The organism is Ruegeria sp. CK1 (assembly GCF_056536545.1).
Genome location: NZ_JBQFPX010000003.1, coordinates 160389 through 181038 on the forward strand (window position 1 = coordinate 160389; position 20650 = coordinate 181038).

At 53.3% G+C, this 20650-nt stretch carries 13 protein-coding genes; 7 read left to right on the plus strand and 6 right to left on the minus strand.

Annotated features, from left to right (window positions below):
• Position 1: 1 nt before the first annotated feature.
• Positions 2 to 1114, minus strand: coding sequence for an ABC transporter permease (locus ACR0L3_RS10000; protein WP_480745573.1), 1113 nt, complete (start codon positions 1112 to 1114; stop codon positions 2 to 4).
• Between the two features lie 273 nt (positions 1115 to 1387).
• On the opposite strand from ACR0L3_RS10000, the gene ACR0L3_RS10005 reads away from it, so the two are divergent.
• The 4 genes from ACR0L3_RS10005 to ACR0L3_RS10020 all read left to right on the plus strand — a co-directional run bounded on the left by ACR0L3_RS10005 (position 1388) and on the right by ACR0L3_RS10020 (position 6163).
• Complete coding sequence (locus tag ACR0L3_RS10005; protein WP_480745574.1) at positions 1388 to 2920, plus strand: alkaline phosphatase family protein; 1533 nt, start codon at positions 1388 to 1390, stop codon at positions 2918 to 2920.
• Positions 2921 to 3026: 106 nt separating this feature from the next.
• Entirely contained in the window at positions 3027 to 4892 is a 1866-nt protein-coding gene (locus ACR0L3_RS10010; protein WP_480745770.1) for a hybrid sensor histidine kinase/response regulator, read from the plus strand.
• The gene (locus tag ACR0L3_RS10015) at positions 4892 to 5593 is read left to right on the plus strand and encodes a response regulator transcription factor (RefSeq protein WP_480745575.1); all 702 of its coding nucleotides are present in this window, start codon (positions 4892 to 4894) and stop codon (positions 5591 to 5593) included. The genes ACR0L3_RS10010 and ACR0L3_RS10015 overlap by 1 nt, the downstream gene beginning before the upstream one ends.
• 138 nt (positions 5594 to 5731) lie before the next feature.
• Positions 5732 to 6163, plus strand: coding sequence for a dockerin type I domain-containing protein (locus ACR0L3_RS10020; RefSeq protein ID WP_480745576.1), 432 nt, complete (start codon positions 5732 to 5734; stop codon positions 6161 to 6163).
• A 14-nt stretch (positions 6164 to 6177) separates the two neighbouring features.
• On the opposite strand, the gene ACR0L3_RS10025 is transcribed toward ACR0L3_RS10020, so the two are convergent.
• On the minus strand, positions 6178 to 7494 hold the full coding sequence (locus ACR0L3_RS10025) for an HlyD family type I secretion periplasmic adaptor subunit (protein ID WP_480745577.1): 1317 nt from the start codon (positions 7492 to 7494) through the stop codon (positions 6178 to 6180).
• Complete coding sequence (locus ACR0L3_RS10030) at positions 7484 to 9208, minus strand: type I secretion system permease/ATPase (RefSeq protein WP_480745771.1); 1725 nt, start codon at positions 9206 to 9208, stop codon at positions 7484 to 7486. The genes ACR0L3_RS10025 and ACR0L3_RS10030 overlap by 11 nt, the downstream gene beginning before the upstream one ends.
• A gap of 437 nt (positions 9209 to 9645) precedes the next feature.
• On the opposite strand from ACR0L3_RS10030, the gene ACR0L3_RS10035 reads away from it, so the two are divergent.
• Positions 9646 to 10980: an SWIM zinc finger family protein gene (locus ACR0L3_RS10035; protein ID WP_480745578.1), complete on the plus strand. Its 1335-nt coding sequence runs from the start codon at positions 9646 to 9648 to the stop codon at positions 10978 to 10980.
• The gene (locus ACR0L3_RS10040) at positions 10977 to 13682 is read left to right on the plus strand and encodes a DUF6493 family protein (RefSeq protein ID WP_480745579.1); all 2706 of its coding nucleotides are present in this window, start codon (positions 10977 to 10979) and stop codon (positions 13680 to 13682) included. Before ACR0L3_RS10035 ends, ACR0L3_RS10040 begins: the two co-directional genes overlap by 4 nt.
• A 32-nt stretch (positions 13683 to 13714) precedes the next feature.
• Here ACR0L3_RS10040 and ACR0L3_RS10045 read toward each other — a convergent pair whose 3' ends face one another.
• The 3 genes from ACR0L3_RS10045 to ACR0L3_RS10055 all read right to left on the minus strand — a co-directional run bounded on the left by ACR0L3_RS10045 (position 13715) and on the right by ACR0L3_RS10055 (position 19073).
• On the minus strand, positions 13715 to 15130 hold the full coding sequence (locus tag ACR0L3_RS10045) for an FAD-binding oxidoreductase (RefSeq protein WP_480745580.1): 1416 nt from the start codon (positions 15128 to 15130) through the stop codon (positions 13715 to 13717).
• Positions 15131 to 15242: 112 nt separating this feature from the next.
• Positions 15243 to 15500, minus strand: coding sequence for a DUF4242 domain-containing protein (locus tag ACR0L3_RS10050; RefSeq protein WP_480429135.1), 258 nt, complete (start codon positions 15498 to 15500; stop codon positions 15243 to 15245).
• Between the two features lie 30 nt (positions 15501 to 15530).
• Positions 15531 to 19073, minus strand: a complete 3543-nt coding sequence (locus tag ACR0L3_RS10055; RefSeq protein WP_480745581.1) for an ATP-binding protein — start codon at positions 19071 to 19073, stop codon at positions 15531 to 15533.
• A gap of 257 nt (positions 19074 to 19330) precedes the next feature.
• On the opposite strand from ACR0L3_RS10055, the gene ACR0L3_RS10060 reads away from it, so the two are divergent.
• A complete protein-coding gene (locus ACR0L3_RS10060; RefSeq protein ID WP_480745582.1) occupies positions 19331 to 20515 on the plus strand; it encodes an aminotransferase class I/II-fold pyridoxal phosphate-dependent enzyme in 1185 nt (394 codons plus the stop codon).
• The last annotated feature ends 135 nt before the right edge of the window (positions 20516 to 20650 follow it).

The window sequence follows — 20650 nt, forward strand, 5'->3', positions numbered from 1 at the left end:
GTCAGACCTCCAACACCGAGAAGAAGATCGAGAACAGCGCGTCCAGCGCAATCACCATAAATATCGACTGCACCACAGATGCGGTGGTTCTTTGGCCGACACTTTGGGCCGAGCCTTTGACCTGCATCGCTTGCCAGCAGGCAATGACGCCGATCACCAAGGCAAAGAACGGAGCTTTGATCATTCCGATGGCAAAATGCCAAATGCCTGTGCTCTCTTTCAGCCGAGTCACGAACATGCCAGGGCTGATGTTGAGGTCGATCCAGCTCATCAATCCACCACCAACCAGAGCTGCCATATCGGCAATGAATCCAAGGATCGGCAGCATGATCAGAAGCGCGACAACCCTTGGGATCACCAGCACTTCCACCGGGTCCAGACCCAGAGTGCGCATGGCATCGATTTCTTCCTGAACTTTCATCGAACCGATAGAAGCAGTGAAAGCAGATCCGGACCGGCCCGCAACAATGATTGCGGTCAGCAGGATCCCCAATTCACGCAGCACTGAAATCGAGATCAACTCGACCACAAAAATCTCGGCTCCGAACTGTTTCAGCTGGGTCGCGCCCTGAAAGGCCAGAACCACACCAATCAAGAACCCCATCAGAGCAACAATGGGGATGGCTTTGAAGCCAACTTCCTCCATCTGGGACACCAATGCAGCCTTGCGCAGCCGCCACGGCATCACGATCGTTCGGGCAAGCCGATGCAACGTCAATCCCAGAAACCCCAGCATTGAAAGGGTGTCTTTCCAAGCTCCGACAGTACGAGCGCCCAGGCCGGCAACCCAATCGACAAAGCTTTGGCGTTCGGATGCAACCCCCGGTTCGTCCGGTATGTTTTTCGCGACTGTCTTGAGCAGCGCGGAATGCGCCGGGCTCAACCCCTCATACGTGATCTGAGCCCCAACGGCATTGGCTCTCCTTGCGAGATCTGCAATCAGCCAAGCTCCGCTGGTATCCAAAGCTTCGACCCCGGATAGGTCAAACGTGATATTTCCACCTTGCGGTTTGACCGCTGCAAAGGCCTGTTCAACGGCATCCAAAGACTGGGTCAGCATTTCCCCTGTAATCCGCAAGCAAACGCCGTCGGCGTCATGGTCCGAATATATCATGGGCTGCGTCATGGCCGTATGTGATGTGAAACCGCATTGAGCTGCAACGGATTTTTGCGCGGGTACGATAATTGAAGCCGTACCATAGCAAGGGTGTGACAATTTGAAGGAGATGAACGCCCGGAATGCCCAAACATTTTAAAAAAGGCCATTCTTTGCTCGGACTTCACGAACATGCCTGAACAAGTATCAGGACTAACAACCGCTTGCCGAGATTGCGGAACCGCTACAGAGTTCGCTTCTGACACACCTCGGTGGAATCAGGATAAAAGAATGAAGCGCGTCGGAAATGTTCTGTTCATCATTATTGACCAATTGCGAGCGGATTGCCTGAACGGTGCACTTGCCGCCCATGTCGACCTGCCGAACTTACGAGCCTTCAGGGATGAGGCCGTCAGTTTTGATCGACATTTCTCAGTCACTAACCCGTGTGGACCTTCTCGGGCTTCGATCCTGACAGGGCAATACGCGATGAACCATAGATCGGTGCGGAATGGCACGCCCCTGCGACATGACATTCCGAATATAGCGACCGAGATGCGTAAGGCCTGCTATCACCCTATGTTGTTTGGGTACACCGACACTTCGGCTGATCCTCGTGTTTACGACCCTGGCGATCCGATCTTGAAAACCTACGAAAGCCCAATGACCGGCTTTCACGAAGTCATCGAGATGCGACTTGAGGAATCTTACCCTTGGCGCGCGCATTTGATGGAACAAGGCTATGCCTTTAATGACTATTGGGATTTGTACAAACCGGTTTCAAAAACCAGTGCTCGACCTAAATTGAACGATCCAGCTTTGTACAGCGCTGAACACAGCGACACAGCGTTCCTGACTGATGCGTTTCTGTCGAACATTGCGCCATACAAAGGCCAAAACTGGTTTGCTCATCTGACCTATATCCGACCGCACCCTCCCTTGGTGGCTCCAGCTCCGTACAACGACATGTACGACCCAAGCGAATTGCCGTTGCCAACTGGTTTTCAAGACGTATCTGCAGAGCGGGCGGTGCATCCGTTCTTTGGCCCGACGATGGACAATCAGACGGCTGCGGACTTCGTCGAAGGGTTTGACGCCATTGAGGTAAAACCCGAGAATATACAAACCCTGCGTTCTGTTTATCTTGGGCTGGCAACGGAAGTCGATCACCACATTGGCCGTGTTATCCAATTCCTAAAGGACAGCAACCAATATGATGATACCTTGCTGGTGATCACAGCGGATCACGGAGAGATGCTTGGTGATCATCATAGCTGGGGCAAGATGACGGTCTATGACGCCGCCTACCACACACCTCTAATGATCCGGTTGCCCGGGAACCAAGAACGTGCCGGTTCAGTCGTGTCTGCGCCAACCGAGTCCATTGATATCACTCCGACGATTTTGGAATGGGCGGGGCAAGAAGTTCCAAATGCGATGGACGGACGGTCCCTTGTGCCTTTGCTGATGGGACAGGTGCCAGCAGATTGGCGGAGCTATTCTTTCAGCGAGTTGGACTTCTCTGCGCCCGAAGACCCAACGCCTTGGCAACGGCAACTGGGCACAGGCAACAGTGACTCGAACCTAAGCATTCTTCGGGATGAGCGTTTTACGCTGGTTGAGTTTGCCGCCGATTTACCGCCGATCCTCTTCGACCATCAGGGTAAAGGAGAGTTTGAGAACGTCGCTACGAACCCCGACTATGCAGGCGATCTGGCACGCTTGGGGCGACAGATGTTGCGGCACCGGATGCGCAACATGGATCATACCTTGTCTCTTTGTTCGCTTACGTCTGAGGGTGCTAAGTCCAAACCGCGCTACTAGGCCCAATCTGTCGCGTTCATGCCCACTACACCTGCGAGGTATCCAATGTTAGGCATGGATCACGCGGAGAGTGAATTTGGACATTACTGAACAGCAGATAAAGGCGATGACAACTGCCGGGCTGAACCTGATTGGGCAGGCTTTGTCGATTTATGACAGTCAGTTGCGACTGGTCGTCAGCAATCGTCGGTTTCAGGACATGTTTGATTTGCCGGATGAATTGGTGCAACCCGGTGCCTTGTTCAGTGACACGATCCGTTATCTGGCCAGCCAAGGCGAATACGGCGCGAACATAGACGTCGAGGATGCCGTCACACAGCGCGTCCAACAGGCGCTGACATTCGAACCCCATTACATAGAGCGCGTTCGCTCCGACGGGAGTGTGATTTCGGTCGAAGGTGCTCCTCTGCCAAAAGGTGGATGGGTTTCGGTCTATACCGACATTACAAACACCAAACAGGCTGAGGCGCTGTTGCGGGCCCGGTCCGAGGAACTGTCCGGTCAATTGCTGGATCGGGCCGAGGAGTTGTCTGGAACCAATCGTAAACTTGCCGCCACCAATACCGCCTTGGAAGAGGCAAAACGCCAGTTGACTGAAATTGAAGCTCGCACGCGCATGACGACCGAGATGATGCCGGCACATATCGCCCATCTGGATCGGGACAGATGTTACGACTATTCAAACCGCAAACTTAGTTCTGTAATGCCAGGTCGCCCTTCCGAAATCCTGGGAATGCATATTTCTGAAGCTTTGGGTAAAGCGGCTTTTACGCGCGTCGAACCACATCTCCAGAAAGCGTTTGAGGGCAAAACATCGGTATTCGAATTTACCGAAAATCAGGATGCCCGACGTATTCGTGTCTCATTTTCTCCGGACGGAGAGGGCGGGGTTTACGTGATGTCGATGGACATTACCGAGGAAACGCAGGCACGCGTTGCGCTGCAACAAACCCGCCGTCGTCAGATGGCCGCGCAGATGACCAGCGGGTTGGCGCATGATTTCTCGAACTTGTTAACGATTATTCTGGGTATGCAGTCCCGCCTGAATAAAATGGACCTGTCCGAGGAAGCTCGTGAGCTTGTGGCGGCCACACAGCAGACCGCGCGTCGAGGCGGTCAGTTGTTGAACAGGATCGCCGATATGACGGGCAACCGGACGTTTCAGCCAAAGGCAACCGACATGCGAGGTCTGCTAGAGGACTTGCGTGTACTCGCTTCGCCGTCCCTTCCGCGTGGTGTTGGTCTTTCCGTGGTGAACACTCTGCCGAATGATGAGCTTATGCTGGATCCGGGAATGATTCAGGATGCTTTGTTAAACCTCGTTCTGAATGCACGCGATGCCTGTGGCGGGTTTGGGCAAATTACGATCAGCGCACACAAAATCGGCGACATTTGGATTGAGATAGCCGTTTCAGACACCGGTCCGGGCTTTTCCAAAGAAGGTCTGCAAAAGGCATTAAACCCCTTCTTTACTACCAAGGGCAGCAAAGGGTCTGGGTTGGGCCTGCCGATGGTCTACGACACCGTAAAGCTTGCTGGCGGCGATCTGAACCTGCGCAACACTCCTTCGGGTGCCACAGTTGCCATGCGGTTGCCCTATCGCCCGGCGCCTTCTTTGCAGGAAGGGTTGGTGTTGTTGGTCGAAGATAATGACGAACTGCGCGGACAGTTTCGTGATATGCTCGTTGAGCTCGGATTTTCTGTGGTCGAGGCGACGTCAGTTGATGAAGCTTTGGCACTTACGGAGGATATCGATGAGATCGTGTTTGTGCTGTCAGATATTCGCCTTGAAGGGCGGGGCACGGGTCTTGATCTACTGGCAAAGCTCAAACCGGGATTGCCCTGTTTACTTATGACTTCTTTGCCGTATTCGGATCCGTTGCACCGGCAGGCGTTGTCAGTTGCGCCAGTTCTGAGCAAACCGTTTACGCGGGCGCAATTATCCTCACTTATCCGAAAAGAAGCCGCCTGATGACGCAACCTCTGGTTACAATTGTCGACGATGAGCCTGAAATTCGGCGTGTACTGACCGATGCCTTGGAAGAAGCAGGCTTTCGTACCCAGAGTTTTGCTCGGGCACGAGAATTCGAAGCCGCCCTGAAAAGGGTAACACCGGATGTGTGTCTGGTTGACCTTTCTCTTCCAGATACAGATGGGTTGGCCCTTGTGCATCGGCTGGCATTGGAACAAGGCGCGGCGGTGATTATTGTTTCCGGTCGTGCGCAGGTGCAAGATCGCGTAACTGGACTTGAGCTTGGGGCGGACGATTATATCACAAAGCCATTTGATCCGGCTGAGGTTGTAGCTCGCGTTCGTGCCAGACTACGGTCGCCACGGACGCAGATTACACAATTCGAAGTGGCCCGTTTTAATGGATGGACGGCTTATTTTGATCGCTATGTTCTTACGGATGCCAACGGCGAGGAATTTCCATTTAGTCACGCGGAAGGTGAGGTTTTGCGCCTGTTTCTGGAAAGTCCGAAGCGCCTAGTAAGCCGCGCGCAGATGCAAGAAACTTTAGGCGGTGCAGCTGGTGACAGTTTTGATCGCGCAATGGATGTGCGTATCTCGCGTTTGCGGACGAAACTGGGGGAAGATCCTAAAAACCCACGCCTGATCAAGACTATCTATGGTGCCGGATACATTTTTCTTGGTGATGTTGAATGGCTGTAAAATAAAGATCGAAATAGGACGGACCCACCCAACTCAGAAGGTGTTCAGGGCGACATCTCCATCAGTTCAGAGACCGCTAATTCCGGATTGTCCGACGCTGAGATTCATTTCACTCCTAATGGAGGTGGGACTATCAGTGTGCGTGCTGACGAAGACGGTCGGTTTGACTTGGGATTGCCGGTTGGGTCGTTCACGGGCGAATTAGATATTCTTAAAGCATATTCGACGGCCAGTTCGGAAATCACAGCGCTGGACGCGTTACAAGTGCTTCGTATCTCGGTCGGTTTGGACCCAACCTGGGGGCCAGCGGCACCCGAAAACTTGATTGCGGCGGATATCACGCAGGATGGAGCGGTTACTGCGTTTGACGCGTTGGTGGTTCTTCAGGTCGCTGTCGGGTTGCCCTCGGCACACAGTGCGGAATGGGTGTTTCTTGACGATGATGCTGACCTTTCAGGGATCACCAGCTCGGATGTCAATTATGAGACGGGCGTTGAAGTCACCATCACGGACAATGTCATTGCCACTGACATGACTTCGATCCTTTTGGGAAATTTGGAACAAGTGTGAGAACCGCGTTCCAACTACTCGCGGAAGGCCCGGTTGAAATAATCACTCAATGGTTTGACCAGATAGGACAGCGGGGTTCTCTCGTCAGTCTTGATCATGGTTTCCACCGGCATACCCGGCAGCAACGGCTGTCCGTTCAGACGTTCGATCTGGTTGTCTTCGGGTATGACCTCGGCGCGATAGTATGTGTGGCCCGTGGATTCGTCGGTGAAAGTGTCCGCTGAAACAGTGATGACTCGACCGTCAATCTCGGGCGTTTCACGCTGGTTGAAGGCGGGGAAGCGCAATGAAACGGGCTGACCAATGTGCAGCTGATCCACATGGATTGCATCCACACGAGCGGCAACCAAAAGAGGGGTGTCCTGAGGAACGATATACATCATTGGTTCCGCTGGCTGAATCACCGATTGCAGCGCGAAGACCTGACTGCCGTAGATCGTTCCAGCAACGGGCGTACGAACATCCAGTCGGGAAAGCCGCACATCCAGCGACAGACGGCGTTCAGCCAATTCTGCGATCTGCGTCTGAACGTCTCGCAATTCGGTAATTGCCTGCTCGCGCCGCGTCGCGGTTAGCTCGACAATTTCGATTTCGGTGGCAGCTATCTGACCGGTAAGGCGCGCGACGGTGGATTCCAATTGGCCAATTTGACCAGTCAAATCTGCGTCTTCTCTCTGGAGAGCAGAAACGCGGCTAGCCGAAGTGAGGCCGCGAGAAAAAAGGCTTTGCTGATCCTTCAGCTCATCCTGAATGAGTTCGACTTGGCGGCGCAACGATACCAACTGCGCTTCGGTACCCTTGATTTCGTCCTCGATCTGGTTGCGCTGTTTGCCCAGTTGCTCGATTTGTTGGTTCAAGGTGTTCAGCCGTGCCTCGAACAGGCGCTCTTGACCAGCGATAAGGTCTGGGTCGATGCTTTCCTGCTCCTGAAGCGCGGCTAACTGAGGCGCTAGGCTTTCGACATCGCCGCCGTCGCGTTCGGCCTCCAGGCGGATTCTACGGGCCATCAATTCAAAAAGCTGAGATTCAACGATGGCCTTCTCTGATGACAAGAACGTATCATCCAAACGCACCAACATGTCGCCTTCCGCTACGAGATCACCATCTCTAACGAAAATCTCACCAACAACGCCGCCATCAGGGTGTTCGATCACTTGACGATTGCTTTGAACTTCGATGTTGCCTTGCGAAATGATGGCCCCTGCCAAACGCGTCTGGACCGCCCATACGCCCAGCCCGCCGACCAGAATTGCCAGCGCTGCAAAGCCAACTATGGCTGGTATAGTGATGTGCCATACCGGGCGTGTCGTTTTATCTGCTTTATCCAGCATCTTTTTTCACCTGACTGAGGCCACGTTTGATTGCACTGGCGTTTTGAACCATTGCGCCCAACACCTCATCTCGGCTTCCGGTTTTTACGACTTGGCCTTTTTCTACCACTGCCAGGTCGTCACATTCCGAAATTGCCTGCGGGCGGTGTGTCATGATGATGGCTGATTTACCAGCCTCCTTCAACCCGCGCACAGCAGCATTCAAGGCATCGGTTCCCTCGGCATCCAGTGCCGAGTTCGGCTCGTCCAGGATCAACAGAACAGGGTCGCCGTAAAGTGCGCGCGCCAAAGCGATTCTTTGTTTCTGTCCGCCCGAAAGCTGACTGTCATTGCCTTCCAGAAATGTATCGTAGCCTTTGCTTAATGACAGGATCAGTTCATGCGCTTTGGCTTTTTTGGCCGCTGCAACAACGGCTTCGGGATCGGGGTTTTCTGACATACGAGCAATGTTTTCTGCCACAGTCCCGTTGAACAGAGTGACGGCTTGCGGCAGATAGCCGATATGTTGACCTAGATCGGTAGGATCATATTGATCCAGCGTGGCGCCGCCCAGTCTGATTTCTCCGGCCGCGGGTTGCCATAATCCCAATAGCGCCTTTGCCAGCGTCGACTTTCCGGACCCACTCTTTCCAATCACACCCAATGCCTTGCCCGGCTCAAGGCGCAATGTGACGTTGCGCAGCGTCGGTTTGTCCGCACCCGGCGGAATGACCGTAAGCTCTTTGGCAGTCAGCTGTCCTTTGGGTACTGGCAGTTTGGTGCGTGGGTTTTCTGGTGGCGTTGCATCCAGAAAACGGTTGAGTGAGGTCCAGGCCGTTCGGGCTCTTTGAACCATTCCCCATTGGCCTACTGCCTGTTCAACAGGCGCTAGCGCTCGGCCCAACAGGATAGACCCGGCAATCATTGCCCCCGGGGTCAGTTCATTTCTGAGAACAAGCCAAGCGCCGAGTGCTAGCATCGCTGATTGCAAGAACAACCGCAGCGACTTGGTCAAGGATGTAAAGCTGCCGGTCCAATCACTGGCGGCGATTGTCTGGCTCAGTGCATCAGTTCTTTGCTTTTGCCAACGCTGTGTGATGTCTTCCTGCATGCCTTGGGAACGTACGACTTCGGCAGCTTGCCGGGCATGTTCAGAAAAGGCATTTGCTTGCGCCGATGCCTGTTGCGCCGACGCGACCTTGCGGTGCGTCAAGCTCTGGTTCAGCAGTGCGATAACGATTAGCAGAGTTCCACCTGCCACGGCGAGCCAGCCGAGGAGCGGATGAAACAGAAAAATTGCTGCCAAAAACACCGGAGTCCACGGAATATCCATAACAGCTAACAAAACGGGTGAAGAACACAGGTTTTGAATGGACTCTAGATCGCGCAGTCCGGTTGCCGGTGCCGACCGTGCCTGTGGAAACAGGGACCGTCGCATAGTTGCGTCAAACACGCGTTCGTCCAGCTGCGACTGAAAACGTGCCCCGAACCGTGCTACGATGCGGCCACGGGCATAGTCCAACATCGCCATCAGGCCGTAAAGTAGCGTGACCAGCAAGAACAGCGCGGTCAGTGTTTCAACTGCCCTCGAACTCAGCACCCTGTCATAGACCTGCAACATGAACAAAGGGCCTGTGAGCATCAGAAGGTTGACGAAGACACTGAACAGGAATGCCAGAGCCAGAAAGGTTATTCCTTGATTGCGCACTTTACGCAGTTCATTGCGGGGTGGCATCATGCGGTTTAGAGTGTTCACAAACAGGGCCTTTGGTGATTGTTAATAGCGATGCTATTGTACTCTTTCTGTGCGATTTTTTTCAGTTTATGCCGCATTATCAGAAAAAGCGAGAACTGGTGGATCAAAGAAATACATTGGGTCGTCAATCAACGATCTTGTGGTTAAAGAATATGCGCAGAATTACGCCGAACTAAAACTGCTTTCAGCCAAAAAGTTCCGAAGTACCTGTGACGCTTCGGAATGTAGCGGGTCTTTTGAACGCGCGAACCAACGCTTCGGCTAAATTTTCAAATCTGACGTCTGATACGGCATTCCTTCTGACTGGTAAAGGGGCCACATTAATGACAACTTCTCATCGTTTGTTCTGCGCTCAGAATATTTGAGTAATTTGGGATTTTGAACCGCTGCACGCGAATGGGCGGGAGAACTCGGAAATGACCGGAGCCGACCACGTATACAGCTATGCTAGGCAATCGTCGCTGACCGGACAAAGTGACAGTCGTGCGCTGTTTCTGGCAACCGATCAAGCCAATGCGAATACAGAGCAAGTCTTCCTGACGGCTTTCGCCAAAGAGCCTGAAATAACGGCAAAATCTTTGCGGGCAGTGTCTGAGATTGTCGGTTCAAGGTTTTATGTGCCACCGTCAATGTTGGCTCGGATTTTGCGCGAAGCGGACCCCGTTGCCACTGTTGGCCGGGGCACGGTGCGGTTCGAAGGGTTTTCGGCCTGTTGCAGCGCCTACATTCGGTTAGACATGGATGATGATGCGCTTGAGATAATCCAACGTAGCAAAGGCACAACCAACGTAGATTTCGGGTCCGAACTGCGTGCTTTATTATCGCAAACGAAACCGGACAGCCGGTTATCGATCACCATCGGGTCAGATAACGTTGGGATGTCTCATGAGAGGGGCATCGTCAACGAACGCAAAGTGCCGCTACTTTTACGTTGGATCAAAGGTTTTGCTGAGGTGCAGGATCATCTTGCGGGCATGGAAGAAGTGTTTTCGTTGTCATCAGTGCCGGCGCAAAGGTTCATACGAAGTTTGCCGCGCTCAAAATCGGATCATCAGATTTGGGTTCAGAGCATGGGGAATAGTGTTCGTACGACGACGCGTCCTTTGCGTGATGGTGTACCGCTTCTCGGCGGGCATAGGCTGCGCGTGTTGGATCCTTTGATCAGCAAGGCCAAATCCATGCGTGTCTACGGCAATGCGGCGCTGAAAAGCTCTGCTTGGGTGCTGGATTTTGGCGTGCAAAGGTTAACTTTGGTTTTGAACGCCGAACCTTGGCGTGGCTTTTCGGGAGACGGGCGGCTGCTGTCCGATTTGGCACAATCAGAAGTATGGACGACTGCATTGCGTGCGCAGTTGAATTGGCAGGACGAATTGGATTTGCGGTCTCTTGCTTGGGACGACACCCTGTCTAGTGATCAGTTCGACACGGCCATGTCGCATCTGGCTGCGTCTGGACTCGTCGGGTTCGACTTGGCGCGGTCTGCTTGGTTTCACCGTGTCTTGCCCTTTGACATGAAAAGAGTGCAAGCGCTGAACCCACGCCTCAAGGCAGCCCGAAAACTGGTGGAAAGAGGCGCAGTCACACTCCTACAAGATGGCGCTGAAGTGACGAGCGATGATGTTGTGCATCGTGTTCGTTTTGATGACGACAACGCCAGTTGTACCTGTCCCTGGTATTCCAAGCACAAGAACGCAAGAGGACCTTGCAAACACATTCTTGCTGCAGAAATAGCGTTGGAGCATTCCAAGTGACGGAAGCAGAATTTTTGGAGCTCATTACAACCGAACGGGCACGCAAGGTTCTAAAAGTTTTGGCCACGATTCCTGAAGCGGAACGTCGAGTCTTTGCACCCGTCGCTTTAAAAACGCAAAAAGCCTATGAAAAGGCCTATTGGGAAGCCCAGTTCAACGGTCGAAAACGGTCCACGAATATTGCGAAAGATGGCGAGGCTTTGGGTGTCGCAGTTCTGGCGACAGCGCGCCCCTCAGAATACAAATGCGGAGATTGGCAAATACTGCCGAGTTCTATCCATTTGCCAGATGTATTCCGTGCGCTCGATCTCAGTTGGATAGATACTTGGGCTGAGGCTGCGATAGATGATAATCCTCGCCTGATCGAAGTCATCCATACGCTGAAACACGAAGGTCTTTGCGGAATTCCGCAAACGGACTCGTACATTCTGGGCTATTACGCCAATGGGGCCGCTGTACCGACCGACGCGCGATCGCAATTTCTGACACAGGACGTTTGGCGTTTTTTTGAAGTCGAAGGCGGCGGAGAACTCAGTCTTGCTGCCCATGATAAATACTGCGGTCCGGGGGCGTCTTGGGCGGATGTGCTCATCGGGCTTTGCCGAGATGGCACACTGGATAGAAGCCGGATATTGGACGCTTCTTTAGACGCCCTGGAACGGGATTTCGGTCAGTTTCGGGCGGGTTGGTATTCACGGTTTCACTCTGGGCTAGAACCGTCAGAAGCAGAAATGCATGATCGCGTTTCGCGCTACCTTGACTTACTTCGCAGCGCGATGCCACCAACCGTGGCATTTGCACTCAAGGCGTTAAAACAAATCGATAAATCACATGGCATTGATTGTGATACCTTGATGTCGTCGATCGAACCAGCGTTGCAAAGCAGACAGAAAACAAGTGCCAACACCGCTTTGCAATTGTTGAAAAACTGCGCCAAACGCAATCCTGATAAGGCAGCTGGCGTTGCTCTCATGGCGGCGTCGGCGCTGATTTCCGAAGCTCCAGATGTTCAGGCGCGCGCGTTAGATTTGATTGAAGCACTTGATCAGAAACACGTGCCAGAGGTTCAAACAAAGCTGCGTGAATACGTGGATGTGACCGCGCCTACGGTAAAGGCAAGGTTGCGGAAAATTTTGGATGTTGTGCAATCTGAGTTGCCCATGCAGCCGGAATTACCTGTCGTGACATTGGTGGAAATCGAACCGGTAACTTCGGCAGACGAGTCGGTCGCGGTTTTTCTAGAGCTTTTGGAAAACCTCGACGATCCGTTTCTGATTGAACGCGCTTTTGACGGAATGGCATGGTTCGGTGCGACGTCGCAATCTTCGCTTTCACCGCTTGCAAAACGCGCTGCCCAGTTGCGTAAACGCGCGTTGGAAGATGTATTCAATACGGCCAGGACGTTTGAAAGATCCATTTTGGCTACGGCTTTAGCTTGGGCGAACGAAACAGATTTTGATACCGAAATCGAAGCTTTTTACGCTCCACGCTATCACGGGCATGAACCGCTTAGGGTCGAGCGTGATAGTTACGAGGGGATGTTTGCGGCGCGGGCCAAAGAGTTATTGGGGTTCGTACGTCGCGGCCAAGTGTTACCTATGCTGTCAGCCCCAACGGACAACCGAGGGTATCTTGCGGCAGGTGATCTGCTAGGTCGACTAGAGCGCTATAAAAATCTGGGAATTGAACCCGGCGAAGCCGACTTTAAAATCGCACTTATGCGCCTTGCTCCCGAAGGGCGTGATGAGGTTCTTGATAAATTCCAACCACGAAACGAGGCCGAACGTGCTTTGGCTTACGCTTTAGGGTCCAAATTTGCGCCTGAGACGGACAAGCAGTTGTGGGCAATTGCTTGGTCTTCAACTTTGCCGCTATGCGAAGATCCTGCCATTCGGAACTTGGTTGGTGCTCCTGCACCCGGACTGGGTGTTCCAGCCGACTATAGCTTTTTCGCGGACATCCGGTGTATCGACCCCTATACTTGGCCTCGACCCAAGATGCAGGTCGCACCTCCCGTTCCAGACAACTTAGACGCTGCGTTGGGTTTCGCTCTGCCGTGTAAATTTGAGCACACGTATGGGGCCGATCCAGGCATCAGTTGGATGACGCATCCAAATCCTTGGGTTGGATTGGCCCGGCCTGCACATTCCGAGTTGTTCTTTTCAACTGGGATTTTCGAGCTGGAGCTGGATCAAAAACTTACGAACCATCACTGTTTAATGTTCATAGAACCGCTGTTCCGTCCAGATCCCAAGCCTGGCCCAATGGCTCATGCTATGCTTGCCTGGTATCTGGCAAGCGCTGATGAAGGCATCGGAACGACCACGGTCGACGCAATCGTCACCTTGATTGCTCAGCAGCAATTTGACTCAAAAGCTTTTGGTTCTGCTGCCCATTCTCTTGTTTTTGGCGCTGGTCTTCCATTGCGACGTTGGACGAAACGATTAACCGAAGCTGCGGGTGCGTCTCAAGTACATGCCCGAGAGATTAAGATGGCGCTTGAGGCGATGATGGTTGACCTTCCGGCCCAGCTTCCGCGCGATTTGGGTGGTATCTTAGAGTTGTTGTTCGAGCTCTGCGTCGATTCCGGAACGGGGATTGCTTCAACGAAGTCTCTCGCAGCGTTGCAGAGCGTCAAATCCGGTGGCAAATCAGGGAAATTTGCGCGTCAGATCGTTGCCTTTCGACAAAGCGCGACCTGACACACTTTTCCGTTCTAGCATTGGAGAAGGCGTTAGGCTGGCTGGATGTTATGGTTGATCCGGAACAGGTTGTTCGGGTCGTATTTTCGCTTTATCTCGGCAAGCCTTCTGCCATTGCTGCCATAGGCACCATCCAATGGATCACTTTGGTCAGCTGGCATGAAATTGACATAGGCGCTGCCAGTGGCGTGCGGGGTCATTCGATCATAGAGCGCGCGGGCCCAGTTGATGCAGGACTCATCCTTGTTTGGATCTTCCCAACGGCTGTGAACATTCATGATGAAATGCGCAGAGCGCTCTGGATAAGCAGTGGCATCGGCTGGAACTCGGGCCATGGCACCACCGACATGGGCTATAAATACTTCCGAGGCAGGGTCCGGCAAGGTAGAGATACCCTCCAGCAAGCCAGAAATCGCGCCGGATGTCAGGGTGCTGAAATCATGACTTTTCCAGTAGTTGCGCGCGCCGGGCGCCAGCAACGGGTCGAACGCGGTCTGCCAGTCAACAAAAGAATGGGGTGAGATGACATCCGCGATGGGATTACCCATCCCACGCAGTTCGGCCATTGCTGTCGCACCGTCGTCCATTGATCCGGCGTAACAAGCTGCGAAAATCAGTACTTCGCGCCCATGCCATTCTTCGGGCAAAAAGGGCAGGGGAGGTGCCATTCGCATTACCGCCCAAACCGTAAGCTCGTCTGGTGCAGTGTCGGCAATTTGAACAAACTTTGTCAGTAGGTCTGGGGCGGCCTCGATGGGATGAACCACCAGACCTGACAGGACCTCGGGGCCAAGTGGGTGCAGTTGAAATTCAAAGGACGTAACAACGCCAAAGTTGCCACCTCCACCGCGAATAGCCCAGAACAGATCAGGGTGGCGATCGGCCGATGCATGGACAATTGAGCCGTCGGCCGTGACTACTTCGGCTGAAAGTAGATTGTCGATGGTCATGCCGAATTTACGGGTTGTCCAACCAAACCCGCCACCCAATGTCAGCCCCGCGATTCCGGTTGTGCCATTGATGCCGACCGGAACCGTCAACCCGTGTGCCTGAGTTTCGCGATCAACGTCACCCAGAACTGCTCCGGGGGCGACTCGAGCGGTTTTGGCCACGGGATCAACATGTACCGAATTCATCTGTGACAGGTCCAGCATAACCGCATCGTCTGCAACAGCGTGTCCGGCAATCTGGTGGCCACCAGAGCGCACCGACATGATCAACCCGTTCTCGCGGATAAAATTTACCGCCTTTTGCACGTCGCTAGCACCCAAGGCGCGGATGACAAAGCCGGGGCGACGATCCACGACGCTGTTCCAAGTTGTTCGGGCGTCATCATATTCAGCGCTGCCGGGCAGGTGGACGGCCCCCCTCAGCGACGCGTTTAACGTGTCCAGCGCAGACTGATCTACCGTGGCCGCGCTTCCATCCAGCGTTTTTAAGTCAAACATGCCTTTAAACCTTCCTTTCGTAGGGAGGGTTTCTTGTCAGACTGCCTCAATGGAGTTGCACACGGCGCGCTTACAAAGACCGTTGGGTCCTACGGCGCGCCATTGACCTTATTTATGCGAATATGCCGGGGTCAATCTGATCCACAGGTGTAATGACATCAGCTGGAACATTCAGCCGTTCTGCTGCTTTTCTCAGGCTTTCCTCGTCAGGTGCTTCGTAAAGGCAATAGGTTTTGCGTTTGTCAGCACTGAGGAACGAGAAAATCCACTCTATACCGGTTTCGTCATTTATTTCTTTGATATGGGCTTTGTCAGCCTCGCTGAGGTTCAGCTGTTCAGCGAAATTACGTTCAATAATGTACCTTGGCATATGCACCCCCCAGAGCATTTTGTCAGGGCTTTAACTTACAGGTCCTTCGAGTTTTGACCTAAGGGAAACCATACTCAATTTCTGTGCAATTGCCAACGCGTCTGCTTCCAAGTGCAGTGCCAGATCAAAATCCTGCTTGCCGCCGCGCCTGCGTAAAGCTCGGGCGTAGGCTGCTTTACTGTGGGCAATCCAGGGTGGAGAGGCCATTTCGGTATCGATTTTAATGGCTTTATTAAACATACCTTCGGCAGTGGGCCAATCACCAAGCAATGCGGCCAAGTTTCCCAATCGCCGCGCTGCTGACCCGGTGCAAACCGTTGTGGCTCCTGCGGTGATGGTCAGATCCTCAAAGGGGGTCAACAAGTCATACAGGGTACGGGCGTGATGCCTGCTTTGTACTTCCACGCAGATATCTGCCAAATACGACAGGGTGGTCGAATACATCGCATCCGGGGGCAGAGTGAACTTGCTTTCCGCCAATTCATTCAAAATACGCTCTGCAGCTTCGGTATAGCCAAGCTCTGCCGCGATAAGCCCGAAACCGGGTTTCCAGGTTTGGTCCTCGGGGCTTTCGGACATGAGTTGCTTGATCACTGGCGCGACCTCATGCAAGCGGCTTTGTTCCCGGCGAATGGTGAACATCTGGACGCCAAAAACGCCCTCCACGTGTTTTCCGTGCGTTTGCCTCCCAATCTGGACAGCTTCATTAGCATATTGTTCGGCCTGATCAAATTGACCGTCCAAAATCGCAATCATTGCGCGGGCGTGTGTTTGAACCCAATAAAGCTGGAGGTGATTGTCCTTCTGCGACACTTCCGTCAGCAAGCTCAGCGAATGGTCCATCAATTGCCGGTCCGCCATCTCGGCACCAACAAACAGGCTCAGTGTCCGATCCCGACCTTGGTCGATTGTTCCCAGATTTTCCGCCACTGAATGCATGGCCTCAAGGTTTTCGCGCCAATCGCGTGTTTCATATTCGCGCCGTGCGATAAACGGGGCTGCATATCGCATCATCATGACTGAGAACTGGGATTTATAATCTCCCAATCTAGCAGCCAGTTCCATAGCGTTCTGTCCGTAGCGTGCGCCTTCGTTGTGCTGACCAATGAACATGTATGCCCGAGCCAGCTGACTTTGGAGCCCGCATTGGCGCACTTCGTCGCTTTCCGGCAAATTGGATAACGCATCCAAACATACATCGATGGCTTCATCGTGCCGTTCGCTGGACATCATGCAGGAATCGGCGAAATAAGCAGCAATATCAGCAGCCAATTCCGCGTTCCCTATCGCGCGCGCGGCGTCTGAGGCTTCTTTAAGAACGCAAACGCCTTCTGACAATTGCCCTACGCTGTCTAGACTTCGACCCATCAAAACTTGGCCTTGGATAGTTTCAACCCTGTTGTCTGTGGACAGGTTTTGCGCAGCTTTTACCGCCTCTTTGGCGCTGGCGAGTGCCTCCTGACTTGCCGACCGAGCCAGTGCCATTTCAGTTGCTGATTTCCAACGTTGAAAGGCCGCCGCCCAATCTTCGGCTTGCGTTAGGTGGCGCGCAACGAGTTCGGGACGGCGGGCAACCTCTGCTGACCGTAACTCGACTAAGGCGTTTGCGACATTCGCGTGCTGTGTTCTACCCGTCGCGCTGAGCATGGATTGGTAGGCGGTATCGCGGATAAGGGCGTGACGAAAAATAAAGTGATCCTTGTTGTGACCACTTTCAAAGATCAACCCGGATTTGCACAATTCGTCCAACCCGGTTTGCACCGTCGAGGCGTCGGTGCCCATTGCCTGACGCAACAAGGTGGGTTCGAACTCTCTGCCAATAACCGAGCCGGTCAGGGCCACCTGTTTGGCAGCGGGTGACAACGCATCAAGTCGCGCCATCAATGCGCCTTTCAACGATGACGGAACAGTGATCCGTCCTGGGTCATCGGATTCCATGATGGTACGGGTCATCTCTTCGACAAACAACGGTATCCCGTCGGTTCTTTCGACGATTTGGTCAACAAGCTGGTCATCCGGTTCAGTGCCGGAAACGTTGCGGATCATGTTGGTTACATGATCTGTGTCGAACCGGCGCAAGTGAAGTGTGTGGACATGGACATCCCCTTCGTCCCGATCCAAGTCCCAGCCCGGTCGATGCGTAATCACGATCATCAAAGGCAGATCAGTGCAAATGGCTTTAAACCGGTGCAATAGCGCGCGGGTCGACGGGTCGATCCAATGTGCATCCTCGACACACAGAATGACCGGGCGAACAGCCGAACGTGCTTTCACAGTGTTGATCAATGTTTGAATTGTCAGGTCCCGCTGTTCCTGCGGAGACAGGTCCAGCACTTGTTTCGCAAGATCGCTTCCAGGTGCGACCAGCGCAGCAAATACCGGCAACACCTGATCTAGTTCGATTCCGGGTCGTGTTTCCAACATAGCCCGTACGTGTTCGACCACCCTGTCATCTTCAAAGTCCGGACCGACCCCTGCATCTTGTGCAATCCGTTCCGTGGCGGGGTAAAACGGGCTGCTGTTCAGATAGGGTGAACAATTCAACCGCAGGATATCGGCATTTTTTGCGACATCCTTGTCGTTCAGAAATTCTTCGGTGAGGCGAGATTTCCCTATACCGGCCTCCCCAGTAATTAGAACGACTTCGCCTTGGCCACGCTTGGCCCGCTGCCAGGTTTGGCGCAAAGTATCCTTTTCGAATTCTCGACCGATCAGAACGCTGCTGGCTTCCTCCCGATGAACGGCGCGAAAGCGGCTTTCGGCACTGCGTTCGGCGACCACTTGCAGCAAGGTTCGCGGGTCCTTAAACCCTTTGAGTGAGATTGTTCCCATCGAGGTGAATTCAAAAATTCGATGCAAAGGAGCTTCGGTCTCTTTCTTGGACAGAACAACAGTATTCGGGGGAGCTTTTTCCTGAATCCGAGCCGCAAGATTGAGGATCGGCCCAGTCATTGCCCCCACTTCATAGGTATTTTCACCAATTGTGTCGCCGACGACGACATCTCCGCTGGCTATGCCAACGCGCGCAGACAGAGGTTCTCCATCGGGCGTTTTCAATGTTTTGACACGTTCGACGGCTTCCAATGCAGCTTTAACCGCGCGAACCGCGTGATCCTCAAAAGACAGTGGCCAGCCAAAGAAAACCAAGAGCCCGTCGCCCAGATATTTGGCGACATGCCCGTCGTACCGAGTAACGGCGCCTGCTACTGCATCTTGGTAGTTTTGCAGCAACAGACGCATGTCCTCGGCGTCCAAGCGGTTGGTCAGCTCAGTCGAACCGACGAGATCGGCAAAAAGAACCGTCAGATGACGTCGCTCCGCCGCCGAGTGTGTCTGCTCTTGAGTGCGGGTTTGCGTATCGGCAGGGGTCGAGGGGCTGTCTTGGTCTGTTTCTCGCAATTCCTGCAGGGCGGCGAGAAGGATTTTTCTGTGACCCAGCGATACTCCGATCTCACGCAGGTCATCGCCAGTTAACAAAGGCAGTACACGCGCGTCGATGTCGTTGTGGGCAAATGCATCAGCATATTGCTCCAGCCCAAGTTCCCTCAGCCATCCAGCGACCTCTAAATCCATCTTGGGATCATGCTGAGGATTTAGAACTGGATCAAGGCAGCTCTTGTTTTCCTGTTTTAATCGCGGTCGTGGAAATTTCGAAACGCCCTTCGACCATTATGCAATTTGTGGTCAGATCAATTGCGCAAATGAAATGCAGTGCCGGTCAAATATAAAAATGGCTGCAAATCGACCGTCGGTCGGTTATCCATATCATGTTCAGCACAACAAAATTTCCAGTGTGATCGCATAGTCAGAATCTGAATATGGAGAGTTTGATGTCCATAACTGCCCGTCGAGCAGGAGCCGCTGCCCGTTCCATTCAGAAAGTTGAAGTCTTCTTTACAACCTACAATGCTGCGGTGAAGAAAACGCCTGCAGTCGCTGATTTCACGTTCGGTAATCCGCACGAAATGCCCCTGCCCAACGTCGTCGATGCTCTGAAGACGCATGCCGAGCCTCAGAGAGTCGATTGGTTCGCGTACAAGACCAACGAAATAGAACCATGTGAGTTTTTGGCGCAAGCGTTGTCGGAAGAATTGGGGCTGTCTTTCGAGGCAGAGGACATCGCGTTAACCAAAGGCGCCTTTGGCGCGATCAAGATGTGTTTCACTATGCTTCTTGAACCCGGAGACGAATGCATCGTGCCGCTGCCGGGTTGGTTCTGTTATGGCCCAATGCTGGCCGCTGCCGACGCTAGGGAAGTACCGGTGCCTTTGGACCCGGATAACTTTGATCTCGACCTCGAGGCCATTGCAGAGGCGATCACCGAACGCACCAAAATCGTGGTTGTTAATACTCCGCACAATCCGACAGGTCGCATATATTCGCGTTCAGACTTGCAACAGCTCGCCGACCTGCTCGAGGTTAAGTCTGCTGAGATTGGGCATCGTATTTGGATACTGTCTGACGAACCCTATCGCCGCATTCGGTTCGATGGCATTGGTTTTACAACACCTGCTGTCGTTTATCCGCACACTTTGATTGACTACTCTTACGGAAAAATTCTACTCGCACCCGGATTACGTCTTGGCTATTTAGCGATTTCACCAACCTTGCCGGCATCGGAACGAGAAGAGCTTCGCCGTCTTCGGTTTGCTGTGCAGATGGCAGATGGTTGGAATGTTCCGGATGCTCCGTTGATTTATGCTCTGCCGGATCTTGAAGACGTTTCAATCGACATTGCCGCATTGGCCCGCCGTCGGGAGCGTATGCTTGGTGCGTTGGGTCAGTGGGGGTACAAGATGACAAGACCGGAAGGCACCTTCTACCTTTGGGGTCGGGCCCCTGGCGGTGACAGTAACGCCTTCGCCGATCACCTGCAAAAGCAGGGCATATATGTAATGCCCGGAACAGTCTTTGACCGCCCGACGGATTTTCGTATTTGTCTGACAGCCACTGACGACATGATAGAAAATGCGTTGCCTGCTTTTCAGTCGGCTGCGAGCCAAATGCGTGAATGAGAAACTGGTACCAGACCGAAAATTAGGGTTTCGGTTGTGTCGCAGTGTTATTCTCTCATGCAATGACGCATGAGCAACATATGGCTGTCGCTGTGCGACCGGCGGCTGAAATGAACGTTTCGGTATGGAGGACTT

Bases quoted from the DNA above. Each gene is read 5' to 3' on its own strand.
- ACR0L3_RS10000 (WP_480745573.1), bottom strand. From the start codon at position 1,114: ATGATATATTCGGACCATGACGCCGACGGCGTTTGCTTGCGGATTACA.
- ACR0L3_RS10055 (WP_480745581.1), bottom strand. From the start codon at position 19,073: ATGGATTTAGAGGTCGCTGGATGGCTGAGGGAACTTGGGCTGGAGCAA.
- ACR0L3_RS10015 (WP_480745575.1), top strand. From the start codon at position 4,892: ATGACGCAACCTCTGGTTACAATTGTCGACGATGAGCCTGAAATTCGG.
- ACR0L3_RS10045 (WP_480745580.1), bottom strand. From the start codon at position 15,130: ATGTTTGACTTAAAAACGCTGGATGGAAGCGCGGCCACGGTAGATCAG.
- ACR0L3_RS10035 (WP_480745578.1), top strand. From the start codon at position 9,646: ATGACCGGAGCCGACCACGTATACAGCTATGCTAGGCAATCGTCGCTG.
- ACR0L3_RS10025 (WP_480745577.1), bottom strand. From the start codon at position 7,494: ATGCTGGATAAAGCAGATAAAACGACACGCCCGGTATGGCACATCACT.
- ACR0L3_RS10010 (WP_480745770.1), top strand. From the start codon at position 3,027: ATGACAACTGCCGGGCTGAACCTGATTGGGCAGGCTTTGTCGATTTAT.
- ACR0L3_RS10050 (WP_480429135.1), bottom strand. From the start codon at position 15,500: ATGCCAAGGTACATTATTGAACGTAATTTCGCTGAACAGCTGAACCTC.
- ACR0L3_RS10005 (WP_480745574.1), top strand. From the start codon at position 1,388: ATGAAGCGCGTCGGAAATGTTCTGTTCATCATTATTGACCAATTGCGA.
- ACR0L3_RS10030 (WP_480745771.1), bottom strand. From the start codon at position 9,208: ATGCCACCCCGCAATGAACTGCGTAAAGTGCGCAATCAAGGAATAACC.
- ACR0L3_RS10060 (WP_480745582.1), top strand. From the start codon at position 19,331: ATGTCCATAACTGCCCGTCGAGCAGGAGCCGCTGCCCGTTCCATTCAG.